This is a genomic window from Xylanimonas ulmi (assembly GCF_004216535.1).
Classification (GTDB): Bacteria; Actinomycetota; Actinomycetes; order Actinomycetales; family Cellulomonadaceae; genus Xylanimonas; species Xylanimonas ulmi.
In genome coordinates this window covers 3250806-3266569 of record NZ_SGWX01000001.1, presented here as the reverse complement: position 1 = coordinate 3266569, position 15764 = coordinate 3250806, and the positions used below count along the sequence as shown (strand labels likewise).

Sequence of the window (15764 nt, the reverse complement as noted above, 5' to 3'; positions counted from 1 at the left end):
ATGCTCAGGCCCAAGCCCCCGACCCCCCTACCCCCCTACTCCGGCGGGTGGTTCGAGTCCGCCGTGCGCCGGCCCAGCATCCCGCGAGGCACTCCCCACGATCTGCGCCACGCTGCCGCGTCCCTCGCGGTCTCCGCAGGCGCCAGCGTCAACGCCGTACAGAAGCTGGTCGGCCACAAGTTCGCCGCGATGACGCTCGTGGCCGACCAGCTTCACTCGGCCCGCCGTCAGGCTTTCGATCAGGGCTGCGTGACGCTCTCTCGATGCGCCCGGCGGCAGCGCTTCTGGCGCCCCTCAGAACCACCAACATGCTTCGCGTTTTGCGCAGTGTGTCAACGGTCTCTGAAAACTGACCCCCTCCGGGTTCCCGAAAACTGACCCCTCTCGGCTGCGACTCGGGCAGGCTTGGTGCGTGGCTGAGGTCGAGCGTGTGTTCCCGTTCTCGCCTCGATCGTCGCGCAGCCTCCGGGTTGGTGACCTGATCGGGGTTCCCCTGGAAGACGGCTCCTGGGCGTGTCTTCAGGTCACCGTGCTTCTGCCTTCAGGACCGGGGTCTGCGTCGTCGTTCGTCGTCACGCCGTTGCCGTGGCGCGGCCAGTCACCGCCGGTCGAGGCCACGGTCGCCGGGGTGGTGCCCACCGAACACGGACTGACCCACATTGACCTGTTCCGCAAGGCGGGCCTGGCTGTGACGGGCTGGGCGCCGGTCGAAGGCGACTCAGCACCGCGCTACGACCAGGACGCACCGGTCGGAACTCGGCATCTCGTGTGGGGCTATCGAACCGCGATCCAGCGCGCCATGGATGCGGCTGGGAGCTCACCTGAGCGCTGAGAAAGCTTCCGCTCATTTCTCGCGGTCCTTGGCGAGGAGTTCGCGGCGGGCTCGGGTGCGGTAGGACTCGCCGGCGAGGGTGAGGACCTCGGCGTGGTGAACGAGGCGATCGATCATGGCGGCGGCGACGACTTCGTCGCCGAAGACCTCGCCCCACCGGCCGAACGGCAGGTTCGAGGTGACCATGATCGAGCCCTGTTCGTAGCGGGAGGCGACGAGCTGGAAGAACAGGTTCGCCGCGTCGGTATCGAACGGGATGTAGCCGACCTCGTCGACGATGATCAGCTTGTAGCGGCGGATCTTCTTCAGCTCGGCCTCCAGGTGCCCGGCGTGGTGGGCACGGGCGAGGCGGTCGATCCAGTTCGTCGCGGTATCGAACAGGACCGAGTAGCCAGACTGGGCGGCCTTGATGCCCAGGCCCACCGCGAGGTGCGTCTTCCCGATGCCGGGCGGGCCGAGCAGGATCACGTTCCCCGCCTTGGGCACGAACGTCGCGGTGGCCAGGTGCGCGAGGACGTCCTTGCGCAAGGACGGCAGGTGGTCGAGGTTGAAGTCCTCGAGTGTCTTGATCGCCGGGAAGTGCGCGGTGCGGATCCGCATGGTCGCCCCGGAGGCTTCCCGGTCGGCGACTTGCCGTTCGAGGACCGCGGCGAGGTACTCCTCGTGGGACCAGTTCGCCTCCCGTGCCTGGTCAGCCAGCGTTTCCCAGGTGCGTGAGATCGTGGGCGTCTTCAGGACCCTCGTCAGGTAGGCCAGCTTCGAGGCCAGCCCGTCAGGTCTCGTGGTCGTGGTGGTGGTCATCTCGTCCCTTCAGCGGTAGAACCCGCCCCGGAGTCGGGGCGGGGGTCGAAGTCCACGCCGAACAGGGCGTCGTACTCGGGCAGCGCCCGGATCGCCACGACGTGCCCGTCGGCGTGGGTGCGGGTCGCCCGGGACGCCTTACGGCGTTCGGCGAGGTCGTGGCGCAGCGCCTTGGCGATCTCCCGGTGCTCCGGGTCGGTGATCGTCAGCTCGCGCGCCCAGGAGCGGGTGTGGTCGGCCACGACCTGCCCGTCACACGTGACGATCACCTGGTCGGCGGTGGCGCGGATGTCGACGAACCTGCCGATCGCGCGCGGGTCCACGGAGTAGTCGTTGGAGTCGATCCGCACGTAGTAGTCCCGCCCGAGCCGAACCCGGTGCGTGAGCCCGATCATCGGCGCGATCGGCGGCAGGTCGACCATGGCGGCGAGGTCCTGCTGGAACAGGTCGATGGGGCGGGCGCGGATCACGCGCATGCGGCGCACGTTCGCTGTGGTCTCAAGCCAGTGGGCGAACTGGGTGTTGAAGTCCTGCGGGCTGGTGAACGTGCGCCCCGGCAGGAACGAGGTCTCGAAGTACTTGTTGCGCCGCTCGATCCCGCCCTTGAACTCCGGATCCACCGCCGGGGCCAGCGTGATGCTCACCCCGAGGGTCCCGGCGAACGAGGCCGCCTCCACGGTCGGCTTGCCGCGCCCGCCGATCGCGGCCTCCCGGTCCCAGACCAGCTGCCGGGGAGCCTTGCCCCACCCCCTGATCAGGTTCCACATCCCGGCCAGGATGTCTCCGCCCTTGCGGGTCGGGATCATCACGGCGGCGGTCATCTTCGAGAACCCGAGCGTCATCGCGAGCACGGGCAGGATCTCCTCCTGGCCGGGGCCGACGGGGATCTTGTAGTCCGGGAACCACAGGTCGCACTGGGCGATGTCCCCGGCCTCGTACTCGGTGCGGTCCGACGGATCCAACCCGACGTACTGCGGCCGCAACGTCGTCAACCGCTTCTTGAGCGGAGACATCGAGTGCGGCCAGTTGATCCGCGACGCGATCTCCGGTGCACTCATCCGCGGCGCATTCAGCAGCAGCGACCGGATCGCCGGCTCGTACGCGTCGACGACCGACCCGGTCTTGGCCCGCTCGTACTGCGGCGGACGATCAGAGGCCAACGCCGCGCGCACCGTGTTGCGTGCGATCCCGAGCCGGCGCGCGATCTCCTTGATCGCCACGCCCTCCGACCTGTGCAACCGGCGGATCTCCGCCCAGTTCTCCACGCTGATCACCCCCGAAGCATCAACCAGGGGGTCAGACTTCCCAGCCCCTCAAGGGGTCAGTTTTCGCGAGGCGTCAACACAGTGTGCTCAGAAAGTGCTCACTGAGCCTTCTCTGACCACACCGAAGGGCCCGTAACCGTTGGAATTCCAACGATCCTGGGCCCTTCGACACGGTGGGAGGTCTCCGAATCTCCCTGGCTTGCGACGACGCGACGCTTCCTAGACGTCCAGGCACACCCAAACCGGGCCGTCCGGCACACCCTCAGGGTGACTGGCGGCGCCTCGTGTACTTCGACGCCTTGTAGTCCTCGACTGCGGCACGGCTAGATCGGTAGCGACCGTCAGGCCCCAGGACTGCCTCGAGCCGTCCCCGCGTGGCGGCCTGTTTGAGTGCCACCAGGCTGAACTCGTCGTCGGCAAGCGCCTCGAGGGGCACGTACTTGGCCGGTCCGGCGATGTTCGGGATGAGGCGGTGGAGATTGTCGATCACGGCGCGGCAGATGATCTCTGCCAGTGGACTCAGGTCACCGTGATCGGCCTTGTCGAGCGCGACCAGGTAGCGACGGCGCTGCTCCTTGAGGATGACGGCGGGCGGCCAGCCCAGACGGACCAGGACCAGGTTCAGCAGCAGGCGCCCCGTCCTCCCGTTCCCGTCGATGAACGGGTGGATCCGCTCGAAGTCGCGGTGCAGGCCCGCAAGCGCCTCGGGGACGTTCGCGACATCCATCTGGCCCGCCGCGATGCTCGACCCGAGCGCGTTGGCCTGGTCGATCCACGAGTCGATTTCCGCAGGGATCAACGGATGCGTCGGAGGCTTCATCCCTCCCGAGAACTCCGCGATCTCATGCTGTCGGAAGCTGCCGGGCCCCTCGGAGTCGTACGCGTCGGGATGGGGCGCGACGTCCCAGACCTTCGCCATCGCCAGCGCATGAATACGGCGGACCTCGGTGAGCGTGACCAGGCGGTCGTGGGCCCACTCCGTCGGCTCGACCGCCTGCTGGTACACCCAACGCGCCGCTTCGGAGTAGCCGAGGACCTCCATGTAATCCTTGAGCTCCTTCGAGCCGACGGCGCGCCCCTCGTACAGAAGCCTCTCGACCTCGCGAAGCACGAGCGTGTTGCCCTCGATGGCAGTCGAGTGATGCGCTTCAAGCGCCCACAGGTCGTCCCACAACTTGCGCGCCTCGTACGGCTTGGGCAGCCCGCCGTAGTTCGCGAGCTCCGCGATCGCCGAGGAGAACCGCTGGTAGACGGCCTCGCGTGAGGGTCGCCCGCGTCTTGGCGCCGCACCGGATGAGTTTGTCATCGCTCCCCTCAGGTTAATCAACGACGACACACTACAGGTTGTCATCGGTCACCTCGAGTAAGTCAACGACGACAACGTCGCTTGAGGCGGGGCGTCCGCGCTCGCGAGAAGGGGGCACACCGGCGCGACGTCGTCACCGCCCGCGACGCTTACGTCCTCGTCCGCCACTCGAAGCCCATCCCGGGCCGCCACGGCCACCGCTTCAAGGGCCTCGCGCTCGCGGGACATGTCCGCGCCCGAACGTGCCCGCCTCCATGCGACTCGACACGCCTGGGCCGCCTCCTACAACCGCCGCACCCGCATCGAGGGCCTCGACACCCAGATCCGCTTTCAGGACCTCAACGTCAACCGCGGCTTCTTCCGCATGCTCGGACGCACCGCGACGATGCTGCTGCTCGCCGTCACCCTCGCCGGCCAACGCCACCCACCTGCACGACCGGTACGTCGGACGCGGCCTCCCCAACCCTGGGCCGTCGACCTCGGCGAGCCCGCCTACACCGGCGCCTTGCGCCGCTACACACGCACCCGGGGCCACCGTCGACGAGGACCACCTACCGTGAGCACGGCCTGAACGACAACCCAGCGAAGGGACTCCCGCGGCTGCGCGACAACACCGTCACGCTCAGGTGCGCTCTGGATGGAGCCCCGGGCAGCCGGGTGAGAACGTAGCCGCATGAGCTCGATCGACGACGCCGCAGCCCTCGCCGCCTCCTACGGCCTGCGCCTCGACCCCACGACCGCCCACATGAACGAGGCCGGCCTGGACTACCGCGTCGTCATGGCCGACGACGACGGCGGCCGCCGGTGGGTGCTGCGCCTCCCCCGCCGCGCCGACGTCTCCGAGGGCATGGCCGCCGAGATGCGCATCCTGGACCTCGTCGCGCCCGTCCTGGCCGCCGAGGGCGTCGCCGTCCCGGACTGGCGGGTGCGTGAACGGGACCTGATCGCCTACCCGGCCCTGCCCGGCGCGCCCGGCCTCACGATGGACGGGGCCGCGCCCGTGTGGCACATGGACCCTGCGAGCCCGGACTACGCCGAGCGCCTGGGCCGCCTGCTGGCACGCCTCCACGGCATCGGCGTCGACCAGGCGGCGGCGGCCGGCGTCGAGGTCCGCACCCCCGACCAGGTCCGCCAGGCGTGGGCCGACGACGTCGTGCGCGCGCAGGCCGAGTTCACCGTCGCGCCGGCGCTGGCGCACGCGTGGCGCGCGTGGCTCGACGACGACCTCTGCTGGCCTGACACCACCGTGATGACGCACGGGGAGATCTACCCGGCGCACGTGCTGTTCGCCGAGGACGGCACCATCACGGGAGTGCTGGACTGGACCACGGCTCGCGTGGACGACCCCGCCCGCGACCTGGCAGCGCAGTACGGCGCCGCAGGCGAGGAGATGCTGCAGGCCACCCTGAACGCGTACCGACAGGCAGGCGGGCACGTCCACGCCGGGCTGGCCACCCAGGCCAAGCGCCTGTGGGACGCCTCCCCGATCGGCTACGCCCTGTATGCGCTCACGACGGGCGCCGCCGAGGACCTCGCCGCAGCAGCCGCGCTGCTGAACCCGGAGGACTGACCGCCTCGCGGGGCGCCTGGTCGTCGGATCGCGACCGGGGTCAGGCGCCGGGCTTCGTGGCGGCGCCGACCGGCTCAGCGCCGCACGCGACAAGGCGGAGTGTGCCCCGAATGTGCCCACGAGACGCCGCGCGGGCAGAGCAAAGGGCCCAGAATCGTTGGAATTCCAACGATTCTGGGCCCTTCGACACGGTGCGCGAGGGGGGAGTTGAACCCCCACGCCCTCACGGGCACACGGACCTGAACCGTGCGCGTCTGCCTATTCCGCCACTCGCGCGTGCTGGAGAACGGTAGCACGGTGGCGGCGGTGGTCCCGAATCGGGTCCGCCACCCCCTGCGGGAGGCGGATCAGCACGTCACAACACGCCGATTTCCCCGACCCGTCCGCCAGTCGTTCACACGAATGCCGGTCATGTCGCTGTGCCGCTGCCTACGATCTAGGTAGTCTGCCCGCGGTGTCGCCCCTGCCCGGCGACCTGCGACGTCGGGCCCCGTGGCCTGTTCGACCCACCGGTCGGTCGGCCCGGTCGACGTCGCAGGTATTCGTGCGCACGGGCGGCAGACGGCACGAGACACGTGCGACGGGCCCGCGAGAGGAGGTGGCATGGGCGTCCTGGACCGCTTTGAGAAGGGCGTGGAGCGCGCGATGAACAACGCGTTCGCCAAAATCGGCCGCAGTGAGGTGAAGCCGGTCGAGCTGGCGAGCCGGCTGCGCCGCGAGCTCGACGACCGCGCCGCTGTCATGGGCCGCGACCGGACGGTCGCCCCCAACGAGTTCACGGTCGAGCTCTCTCCCGAGGACTTCGCGCAGATCGAGGCCTGGGGGGCCGAGACGTTGGCGGACGAGCTCGCCACCAACCTCACCGAGTACGCCTCCAGTCAGCACTATGCCTTCGTCGGTCCGGTCTCCGTGTCCTTCGAGGAGCACGAGGATCTGACCGGGGGTCGCTTCCAGGTGCGTTCGGCGTCGGTGCGCGGCGCAGTGGCGCCCGCGACGACGTCGGCCCCGAGCACGCGCCACCCGCTCATCGACATCGACGGGCAGCGCTACCTGCTCACGGGCCCCGTCACGGTCATCGGCCGCGACGCCGACGCCGACATCGTCGTCGACGACCCCGGAGTCTCGCGCCGCCACCTGGAGATCCGCGTCACGCCCGACGGCGTCGTGGCGACCGACCTCGGGTCGACCAACGGCCTGTTCGTCGAGGGCCACCAGGTCCCCGCGGCGACGCTGCTCGACGGCAACACCCTGACCATCGGCCGCACGCGCATCATGTTCTGGTCAGGCTCGGCCGCCTCCGAGACCGAGGACTGGTGATCCGCGCGCGATGAGCCGTCCGACGAGGTCACTGGCGCCGCCCGTCGCTGTCCGAAGGGACCCGGCATGAGTGAGCTGACGTTCACCCTGCTCCGGCTGGGGTACCTGGTGCTGCTGTGGGTGTTCGTGCTCACCTCGATCGGCGTGCTGCGCCGCGACCTGTCGACGCGCGCTGTCGGCGTGCGCTCGCAACGTCGTCGCTCGCGCGGCGCCGCCCGCGATGCCGCGCCGACGACGACGCCGGCGCCCGCCCCCACCCCCGCGCCGCGCGGCGGTGGGCCGACGCGCCTGGTCGTGGTGGCCGGCCCCTTGCAGGGCACGTCGCTGCCGCTGACGGGCTCATCGATCCTCATCGGCCGCTCGCCGGGCTCGACGCTGGTGCTCGACGACGACTACTCCTCCAGCCGCCACGCGCGCATCTTCCCGCAGGGCGGCCACTGGTACGTCGAGGACCTCGGCTCGACCAACGGCACGTTCGTCGGCGACCAGCAGATCACGGGCGTCGTTGCGCTGCCGGTGGGCGTGGGTGTGCAGATCGGCCGCTCCGTCGTCGAGCTGCAAGGGTGAGCGCCGCGTGACCGTCTCCCTGCGCTACGCCGCGCGCTCCGACGTCGGGCTCGTGCGCGCCAACAACCAGGACTCGGCGTACGCCGGGCCGCACCTGCTGGTCGTGGCCGACGGCATGGGCGGGCACGCGGGCGGCGACATCGCCTCCCGCATCGCCATCGCCTCGCTGCGTGGCCTCGACACGGGCGCGCACACCCCCGACGCCGCCCTCGCCGACCTGGAGGCCGCCGTCGAGGATGCCCGGCAGGGACTGGTGCGCGCGAGCGCCGCCGACCCCGACCTGGCGGGCATGGGCACCACGGTCACCGCGCTGCTGCGCACCGAGTCAACCCTGGTCATGGCCCACATGGGCGACTCGCGCGCCTACCTGCTGCGCGACGGCGCGCTGTCGCAGGTCACGGTCGACCACACCTTCGTCCAGCACCTGGTCGACACGGGCAGAATCTCGCCAGACGAGGCCGAGCACCACCCCCAGCGCAACGTCGTCATGCGGGTGCTGTCGGACTTCGACCTCGACCTGCACCCCGACATGTCGATCCGCGAGGCCAAGGCGGGCGACCGCTGGCTGCTGTGCTCCGACGGACTGTCGGGCTTCGTCCACGCCGACCTCATCGGCGAGATCCTCGCCGAGGCCACCGACCCGGGTGAGGCCGCCGACCTGCTGCTGCTGGCCGCGATGCGCGGTGGCAGCACCGACAACATCACCGTCGTGGTCGCGGACGTCGTCGACGACGACGCCGCGCCCGACCCGCCGTCGGACGCGGCCGACACGCAGGCTGATCCGGGTCTGCCGGTCGCAGCCGAGTCGGGCGTGGGCGGCGTCCAGGTGGTCGGAGCCGCCGCGAACGACGAGCCGATCCCAGGCTCCGAGCACCTGACGCCCGCGCAGCCGGCCACGCCCGACGACGCGCCGGCCCCCGCCGACGACGACGCCGACCCCGCCGCGGGCCTCGGCGATGACAGCGGCGCCAACGGCGGCGCCGACTCTGCCGACGGCCCTGACGCGGGCCTCGGCTCTGCCCTCGACGAGGACGACCTGGGCGACCCGGACGACGCCGACGCCCGCCCGCTTCCGCGCCGCCATCCCGTCATCGCGACGCTCGTGACGCTCGCGGTGCTCGCCGGAGTCGGCCTCGGCGCCTGGGGCGCCTACTCCTGGACCCAGCGGCAGTACTTCGTCGGTGTGGCCGACGGCCAGGTGGCCGTGTTCCGCGGCGTGCCCGCCTCGATCGGCCCACTGTCGCTGTCGCACGCCGTGGACCTGACCGGGACGTACACCGCGGACCTGCCCGCGTTCTTCGTGGCGCGCCTCGACGGGACCATCCGCGCGTCGTCGCGCGAGGACGCGCGGGCGCGGGCCGAGCGGCTCATCGACCAGGCGCTGCCGGAGCCGACCCCAACCCCCACACCGACAGCGACCCCCACGCCGACGCCCAGCCCCACCGACACTCCCACTGACACTCCCACGCAGGCCGAGACTCCGCAGGAGCCCGCCGAATGAGCGCCGCCGAGACCTCCGAGCAGGTCGAGCCGCAGGTGCGACGCCCCCTGCGCCTGGCCGAGCTGTGGCTGCTGTTCCTCGCGGTCGCGGCCGGCGTCGGCGCGTTCGCGATGGTCGGCCTGTCGATCGAGGACGCGCTGCCCGCCCACTTCTGGTTCGAGTCGCTCGCGCTGGTCGTGCTCGCGCTCGCCGCGCACATCGTGGTGCGCATCCGCGCGCCGTTCGCCGCGCAGACGATCCTGCCGGCCGTCGTGCTGCTCAACGGCGTCGGGCTCGCGATGATCCTGCGCATCCAGGAGTCCGGGGCTCGCGGCGCCGCGGGCGCCGACGTCGTGCGCAACACGCAGTGGTCGGCGCTCGGCGTGGTGCTGGCGTGCCTGGTGCTGTGGTTCCTCAAGGACCACCGCAGCCTGCGCAAGCTCACCTACACGGCCATGTTCGCGAGCCTCGTGCTGCTCGCGCTGCCGCTCGTGCCGGGCATCGGGCGCAGCATCAACGGCGCCCAGATCTGGATTCACGTGGCCGGGTTCTCGCTCCAGCCCGCCGAGTTCGCCAAGATCACGCTGACGATCTTCTTCGCCGGGTACCTCGTGACGAATCGGGACACGCTCGCGCTGGCCGGCCCCAAGGTGCTGGGCCTGCAGTTGCCGCGCGTGCGCGACCTGGGGCCGATCCTCGTGGTGTGGGTCGCCTCGCTCGGTGTGCTCGTGTTCCAGAGCGACCTGGGCATGTCGCTGCTGCTGTTCGGCATCTTCGTCGCGATGCTCTACCTGGCGACCGAGCGGTTCAGTTGGGTGCTCATCGGCCTGCTGCTGTTCGCGGGTGGCGCCGTGCTCGCCTGGCAGACGTTCTCGCACGTCGCGCAGCGCATGACGGGGTGGCTCAACGCGTTCGACCCGGCGGTGTTCAACGCCGTCGGCGGATCGGGCCAACTCGTGTCGGGGCTGTTCGGCATGGCCAACGGCGGCCTGTTCGGCGCCGGGTGGGGCCAGGGCTTCCCGTACCTGGTGCCGTTCTCCTTCTCCGACTTCATCTACACCTCGCTCGCCGAGGAGCTCGGCCTGACGGGCATGCTGGCGATCCTGCTGGTCTACCTGATCTTCGTCGAGCGTGGGCTGCGCACCGCCATCACGGTGCGCGACGGCTTCGGCAAGCTGCTCGCGGGGGGCCTGGCGTTCACCATCGCGTTGCAGGTCTTCGTCGTCGTCGGCGGCGTGACCCGCCTGATCCCGCTCACCGGCCTGACGCTGCCGTTCATGGCCCAGGGCGGCTCGTCGCTGCTGTCCAACTGGATCATCGTCGCGATCCTGCTGCGCATCTCCGACAGCGCGCGGCGCCCGTCGGCGCTGCCCGTGCGCGGCCAGGTGGGTCCGGGCCGCATCACCGCGGCCGACGGCGAGCACGACGCCGGTGGCGCGCCCGGCACCACTCCGACCCAGATCGTGCGACCGGTCCCCGGCCCCTCCACGACCGAGACGTCGCTGGGAGGTGAGGCGTGAACACGACTCTGCGACGCCTCTCCGCGGTCGTCATGGTGATGTTCCTGGCCCTCATGGTGTCCACGACGTACACCCAGTTCTTCCGCGCCGAACGGCTCAACGCCGACGGGCGTAACGTCCGCAGCATCTTCCGTGAGTTCAATGTGGACCGCGGCCCGATCGTCGTAGCCGGCCAGCCCATCGTCGAGTCGGTCCCGGTCGACACGCCGTTCGGGTTCCAGCGCGTGTTCTCCGGCGGTGACGCCGACAAGGCGCAGATGTACGCGCCCGTGACGGGGTTCTTCTCGCTGGTCAACGGGTCGACAGGTGTCGAGAGCGCCGAGAACGCGTTCCTCAACGGGCAGGCCGACGCCCTGTGGGTCGACCGGCTCCAGAACATGCTCACGGGCCGCAAGGCGCAGGGCTCGTCGGTCGAGCTGACGATCGACCCGGCGATCCAGCAGGCCGCGTGGGACGCCCTCGGCGGTCAGCGTGGCTCGATCGTGGCGGTCGACCCCAAGACGGGCGCGATCCTCGCCATGGTCTCCAAGCCCTCGTTCGATCCCAACGCCCTGGCGGTGCACTCGACCGGCGAGGCCGGTCAGGCCTACCAGGACCTGCTCAACGCCGACGGCGACCCGCTGATCAACCGCGCGATCGGCGCCCTGTACCCGCCCGGGTCGACGTTCAAGCTGGTCGGCGCGGCCGCGGCGCTGGAGTCGGGCGACTACCAGGGCGACACACAGATCTCGGCGCCCCACCGCTTCACGCTGCCGGGCACGCGCACCGAACTGCCCAACTTCGGCGACGAGGTCTGCTCACCGACCGACATGATGTCGATCCACGACGCCATGGTGATGTCGTGCAACACGGCGTTCGCGTCGCTCGCAGTCGACCTCGGCGCCGACGCCATGCGCGATCAGGCGGCCAAGTTCGGATTCGACGACGTGTTCCGCGTGCCCATGCGCTCGGCCGTCAGCGCGTTCCCGTCCGCCGGTGACGCGTTCACGCCCGACCGGCTGGCCCTCGCGGGCATCGGGCAGGGCGACGTGACCTCGACGCCGCTGCAGATGGCCATGGTCTCGGCCGCGATCGCGAACCACGGCACGCTCATGCAGCCGTACCTGGTCCAGACGATCCGCGACCCCGAGCTTGAGGTCGTCCAGCAGACCCAGCCCGCCAAGGTCCGCGACGCCGTCTCGCCCGCGACTGCGTCCGCGCTCACGCAGATGATGGTCGACACCGTCGAGCGAGGCACTGGCACGGCCGCGCGCATCTCTGGTGTGCAGGTCGCCGGCAAGACCGGCACCGCCCAGACGGCGCAGGGCGTGGCGCCGCACGCGTGGTTCACCGCGTTCGCCCCGGCGCAGGACCCCCAGATCGCGGTCGCCGTGATCGTCGAGCACGGCGGCGACGCGACGAGCGAGGCGACCGGTGGGCGCGTGGCGGCGCCGATGGCCCGCGCGGTGATCGAGGCGGCGCTGAGCCGATGAAGCCGACGAGCGGACTCGCCCTGGGCGAGCGGTACCGCCTCTCCCGGCGCCTCGCCGTCGGCGGCATGGGCGAGGTGTGGGTCGCGGACGACACGTTCCTGGGCCGCGAGGTGGCGGTCAAGGTGCTGCGCGAGGAGTACACGGGCCAGGAGGACTTTCTGCGCCGCCTGCGCACCGAGGCACGTAACAGCGCGGCGCTGTCGCACCCCAACATCGCCCAGATGTACGACTACGGCGAGCAGGACGGGACGGGCTACCTCGTCATGGAGCTCGTGCTGGGCGAGCCTCTCGCGGACCTGCTGGAGCGTGAGCCGGTCCTGGCGCCCAAGCGGCTGCTGCCGATCCTGGCGCAGACGGCCCGCGGTCTGCACCACGCGCACGAGGCCGGCGTCGTGCATCGCGACGTCAAGCCGGGCAACATCCTGTTGGAGACCCCGAACCGCTCGACGGCGCTCACCGCGGTCAAGATCACCGACTTCGGCGTGTCGCTCGCCGCCAACCAGGCGGCAATGACCGCGACGGGCATGGTCATGGGCACGGCCCAGTACCTCTCGCCCGAGCAGGCCGTCGGTCAGGCCGCCACGGCGCTGTCGGACGTGTACGCCCTCGGGGTCGTCGCCTACGAGGCGACGGCGGGCAAGCGCCCCTTCACCGGGAACACCCCGGTCGACATCGCCGTCGCGCACGTCAACAACCCCGTGCCGGCGCTGCCCACGACCGTGCACCCGCGGTTGAGCGGGCTCATCGTGCGCATGCTCGAGAAGGACCCGCGCAAGCGGCCCACCTCGGCCCGCGCGCTGGCCGACGAGCTCGACGAGCTTGCGGCGGAGATCGCCGCCGACCCGCTCGGCGCGCGCTCGCGCACGGCGCGCCGACTGCGCAGCACGACGGCGCAGGCGGGCGCGCCGAGCACGCCGAGCACGCCGGCCACGCCCGCCGCGCCTGTGCCCGGCCCGTGGCGCGTGGCGCCCGACGCCGGCCACACGCCGGACGGGCCCCCGCTCTCCCCGTCGCGCCGCGCGCCCGCCTCCCACGCGGCGCGCGCCCGGGGCGCACACGCCGGTGACCTGACCGCGCGCCCGCTCCCGCTGCGCCGCGACGTGCACGGTCCTCGGCCCACCGGGCGCTCGGCCGAGGCGGCCCGCACGGTCGACGCGCTGCGCCGTGACCTGGCCCGACGACGCCCGGCCGACCCCGCCGCCGCGCACCGTCAGGCCGCGCGCCACCCGAGCCAGCCCCCACACGAGCGCCCGCCCGAGCGAACCTCGACCAGCACGGGGATGCGCCTGGGGCGCTGGGGACAGCTCTCCTGGCCGCTGGTCGGCCTGCTCGTGCTGCTCGTCGTGCTCGTGGTTGCGACACTGGTCAACAACCTCACCGGCCAGGACGCCGACGACCAGCGCCCCACAGGTCCCGATTCGTCCATCTCCGGTACGTCCGCGGCCCTCGGCCCGGACGGCTCTGGGATGATGCTCTCTCACGCGTCGCACGGCGAGTCCGCTGCGACCACGACTCCGAAGGACGTTTGAGTTGGTGGACAACACGCCCCGCGTGCTCGCTGGCCGCTACGAGGTCGGCGAGCTGCTCGGCCGCGGCGGCATGGCCGAGGTGCACATCGGTCATGACGCTCGGCTCGGCCGCACCGTCGCGATCAAGATGCTGCGCTCCGACCTGGCGCGCGACCCGTCCTTCCTCGCCCGCTTCCGCCGCGAGGCGCAGGCGGCCGCGGCCCTCAACCACCCGGCGATCGTCGCGGTCTACGACACCGGCGAGGACGTGCACACCGACGCCGCCACGGGCAACCAGGTGCACGTGCCGTTCATCGTCATGGAGTACGTCGAGGGCCATACGGTGCGCGACATCCTCCAGGACGGCGCCGCGGTGCCGATCGAGGAGGCCATCGAGATCACGGTCGGCGTGCTCAGCGCGCTCGAGTACTCCCACCACGCCGGCATCGTGCACCGCGACATCAAGCCCGCCAACGTGATGATCACGCCCACGGGCGCGGTCAAGGTCATGGACTTCGGCATCGCGCGCGCCATCGCGGACTCGGCGGCGACCATGACGCAGACCCACGCCGTCATCGGCACGGCGCAGTACCTGTCGCCCGAGCAGGCCCGCGGCGAGCAGGTCGACGCCCGCAGCGACCTGTACTCGACCGGCTGCCTGCTGTTCGAGCTGCTGACCGGGCGTCCCCCGTTCATCGGAGACTCGCCCGTCGCGGTCGCCTACCAGCACGTAGGCCAGGCGCCCCAGCGCCCCAGCGAGATCGCCTCCGACGTGCCCGAGGTGCTCGACCGCATCACGCTCAAGGCTTTGGCCAAGGAGCGCTCCGCGCGCTACTCGTCCGCCGCCGAGTTCCGCAGCGACCTCGACGCCGCCATGCGCGGTGGCGCGATCGGCGCGCCCACGATCGCCGCGGGGATGGCCGCCGCGAGCCTCGGGGCGGGCGCGCCCACGATGGCGTACGGCGCGACGGGTCCCCACGACGCGGGCACGCAACTCATGACGCCTGAGGCGGCGCCCACCCAGCAGTGGGGCGCGACCGGGCTGCCCGCCCCGGCGAGCGTCCCCGCGGGCGCCGCAGGCGCCGACACACCGAGCGACGAGGACCACAAGCGCGATCGCCGCAAGAAGACGCTGCTGTGGACCCTCATCACCCTCGGCGTGGTCGCGGTCGCCGCGATCGTGACGGCGTTGATCCTGGGCAACCGGCCCGACACGCCCGAGCCGGTCGAGGTGCCGAGCGTCGCCGTCGGCTCGACCCGCGAACAGGCCGAGCAGATCATCACCGACGCCGGCCTGCGGTTCCAGGCCGCCATCGACCCCGACTCCAACGCCGAGAAGGACACCGCGACGCGCCAGTCGCCCGAGGCCGGCGAGTCGGTCCAGCCCGACTCGATCGTCACCGTCTTCTTCTCGGGCGGCCCCAGCACCATCGCGGTGCCCGACGTCACCAACATGTCGCAGGATGACGCCAAGGCGGCGATCGAGGCCATCGGGCTGGTCTGGGGCACGGTGACGCCCGAGTCGAGCGTCAACGTCGCCAAGGACAACGTCACGCGGACCGATCCCCCGGCCCGGGAGGCGGCCACGGTGGGGGACACGGTCAACGTGTTCGTCTCCGACGGCACCGTCGCGCTGCCCGACCTGCGGGGCATGTCGCGCGACGACGCGCTCGCCGCGATCAACGACCTCGAGCTGAACTCCAACACCGAGGAACAGCCGTCGGCGACGGCCGCGCCCGGCACGGTGATCTCCCAGGACCCCGCGGCCGGCAACGTGCCGCAGGGTCAGGTGGTCAACCTGATCATCGCCGTCGAGCCGCCCATCGAGCAGGTCCCGGTGCCGAATCTCGTGGGCCGGGAGTGGAACGAGGAGTCGATGGGCATGTGCGCCCCACTCAACTGCACGCCGCAGCTTGAGGCCTCCGACACCGTCGCGCCCGGCAGCGTGATCCGCACGGAGCCGGAAGCTGGCACGATGCTCGACACGGGGAGCGTGGTGACCGTGGTGATCTCGACGGGTCCGCGCGGCTCGTCGGGCGACTCGACGCCGTCGCCGTCGCCCGACAGCAACGCGGGCGGTAACTCCGGCAACGGATAGCGCCGGGCCCGATCAGCCGAGATAGACG

13 protein-coding genes, 1 tRNA gene and 1 pseudogene are annotated in these 15764 nt (G+C 71.3%); 11 read left to right on the top strand and 4 right to left on the bottom strand.

Annotated features, from left to right (window positions below):
- Nucleotides 1-39: 39 nt before the first annotated feature.
- Both EV386_RS15060 and EV386_RS15055 read left to right on the top strand, forming a co-directional pair.
- A pseudogene (locus EV386_RS15060) lies at nt 40-378 on the top strand (tyrosine-type recombinase/integrase); the annotation flags it as partial.
- Nucleotides 379-412: 34 nt separating this feature from the next.
- Nucleotides 413-832 carry a hypothetical protein gene (locus EV386_RS15055; protein ID WP_130413730.1) on the top strand — a complete coding sequence of 140 codons (420 nt, stop codon included), beginning with the start codon at nt 413-415 and terminating at the stop codon, nt 830-832.
- Between the two features lie 12 nt (nt 833-844).
- On the opposite strand, the gene istB is transcribed toward EV386_RS15055, so the two are convergent.
- The 3 genes from istB to EV386_RS15040 form a co-directional block, all read right to left on the bottom strand.
- Nucleotides 845-1633 carry an IS21-like element helper ATPase IstB gene (istB, locus tag EV386_RS15050; RefSeq protein WP_130413728.1) on the bottom strand — a complete coding sequence of 263 codons (789 nt, stop codon included), beginning with the start codon at nt 1631-1633 and terminating at the stop codon, nt 845-847.
- On the bottom strand, nt 1630-2907 hold the full coding sequence (istA, locus tag EV386_RS15045) for an IS21 family transposase (protein WP_130413726.1): 1278 nt from the start codon (nt 2905-2907) through the stop codon (nt 1630-1632). The genes istB and istA overlap by 4 nt, the downstream gene beginning before the upstream one ends.
- A gap of 253 nt (nt 2908-3160) precedes the next feature.
- Nucleotides 3161-4072, bottom strand: a complete 912-nt coding sequence (locus EV386_RS15040; RefSeq protein WP_242607988.1) for a Fic family protein — start codon at nt 4070-4072, stop codon at nt 3161-3163.
- 358 nt (nt 4073-4430) lie between these two features.
- Here EV386_RS15040 and EV386_RS15035 point away from each other — a divergent pair, with 358 nt between their 5' ends.
- Together EV386_RS15035 and EV386_RS15030 are read left to right on the top strand one after the other, a co-directional pair.
- Entirely contained in the window at nt 4431-4775 is a 345-nt protein-coding gene (locus tag EV386_RS15035) for a hypothetical protein (RefSeq protein WP_130416144.1), read from the top strand.
- Nucleotides 4776-4877: 102 nt separating this feature from the next.
- A complete protein-coding gene (locus EV386_RS15030) occupies nt 4878-5774 on the top strand; it encodes a macrolide 2'-phosphotransferase (RefSeq protein ID WP_130416143.1) in 897 nt (298 codons plus the stop codon).
- A 192-nt stretch (nt 5775-5966) separates the two neighbouring features.
- Here the strand turns inward: EV386_RS15030 and EV386_RS15025 are convergent.
- A tRNA-Leu gene (locus tag EV386_RS15025) sits at nt 5967-6050 on the bottom strand.
- Nucleotides 6051-6377: 327 nt separating this feature from the next.
- Here EV386_RS15025 and EV386_RS15020 point away from each other — a divergent pair.
- The 7 genes from EV386_RS15020 to pknB all read left to right on the top strand — a co-directional run bounded on the left by EV386_RS15020 (nt 6378) and on the right by pknB (nt 15736).
- Nucleotides 6378-7091, top strand: coding sequence for an FhaA domain-containing protein (locus EV386_RS15020; protein ID WP_130416142.1), 714 nt, complete (start codon nt 6378-6380; stop codon nt 7089-7091).
- A 66-nt stretch (nt 7092-7157) separates the two neighbouring features.
- Nucleotides 7158-7658, top strand: a complete 501-nt coding sequence (locus EV386_RS15015; RefSeq protein WP_130416141.1) for an FHA domain-containing protein FhaB/FipA — start codon at nt 7158-7160, stop codon at nt 7656-7658.
- A gap of 7 nt (nt 7659-7665) precedes the next feature.
- The gene (locus tag EV386_RS15010) at nt 7666-9159 is read left to right on the top strand and encodes a PP2C family protein-serine/threonine phosphatase (RefSeq protein WP_130416140.1); all 1494 of its coding nucleotides are present in this window, start codon (nt 7666-7668) and stop codon (nt 9157-9159) included.
- Nucleotides 9156-10658, top strand: coding sequence for an FtsW/RodA/SpoVE family cell cycle protein (locus EV386_RS15005; RefSeq protein WP_130416139.1), 1503 nt, complete (start codon nt 9156-9158; stop codon nt 10656-10658). Before EV386_RS15010 ends, EV386_RS15005 begins: the two co-directional genes overlap by 4 nt.
- Nucleotides 10655-12130 (top strand): peptidoglycan D,D-transpeptidase FtsI family protein, encoded by a 1476-nt coding sequence (locus tag EV386_RS15000; protein WP_130416138.1) that lies wholly within the window; start codon nt 10655-10657, stop codon nt 12128-12130. Before EV386_RS15005 ends, EV386_RS15000 begins: the two co-directional genes overlap by 4 nt.
- A complete protein-coding gene (locus tag EV386_RS14995; protein ID WP_130416137.1) occupies nt 12127-13659 on the top strand; it encodes a serine/threonine-protein kinase in 1533 nt (510 codons plus the stop codon). Before EV386_RS15000 ends, EV386_RS14995 begins: the two co-directional genes overlap by 4 nt.
- 1 nt (nt 13660) lies before the next feature.
- Nucleotides 13661-15736 carry a Stk1 family PASTA domain-containing Ser/Thr kinase gene (gene pknB / locus EV386_RS14990; RefSeq protein ID WP_130416136.1) on the top strand — a complete coding sequence of 692 codons (2076 nt, stop codon included), beginning with the start codon at nt 13661-13663 and terminating at the stop codon, nt 15734-15736.
- Nucleotides 15737-15764 lie beyond the last annotated feature (28 nt).

Excerpts from the sequence above, each read along its gene's own strand:
- istB (WP_130413728.1), bottom strand. The coding sequence starts at position 1,633 with ATGACCACCACCACGACCACGAGACCTGACGGGCTGGCCTCGAAGCTG.
- EV386_RS15035 (WP_130416144.1), top strand. The coding sequence starts at position 4,431 with ATGTCCGCGCCCGAACGTGCCCGCCTCCATGCGACTCGACACGCCTGG.
- EV386_RS15030 (WP_130416143.1), top strand. The coding sequence starts at position 4,878 with ATGAGCTCGATCGACGACGCCGCAGCCCTCGCCGCCTCCTACGGCCTG.
- EV386_RS15020 (WP_130416142.1), top strand. The coding sequence starts at position 6,378 with ATGGGCGTCCTGGACCGCTTTGAGAAGGGCGTGGAGCGCGCGATGAAC.
- EV386_RS15015 (WP_130416141.1), top strand. The coding sequence starts at position 7,158 with ATGAGTGAGCTGACGTTCACCCTGCTCCGGCTGGGGTACCTGGTGCTG.
- EV386_RS15005 (WP_130416139.1), top strand. The coding sequence starts at position 9,156 with ATGAGCGCCGCCGAGACCTCCGAGCAGGTCGAGCCGCAGGTGCGACGC.
- EV386_RS14995 (WP_130416137.1), top strand. The coding sequence starts at position 12,127 with ATGAAGCCGACGAGCGGACTCGCCCTGGGCGAGCGGTACCGCCTCTCC.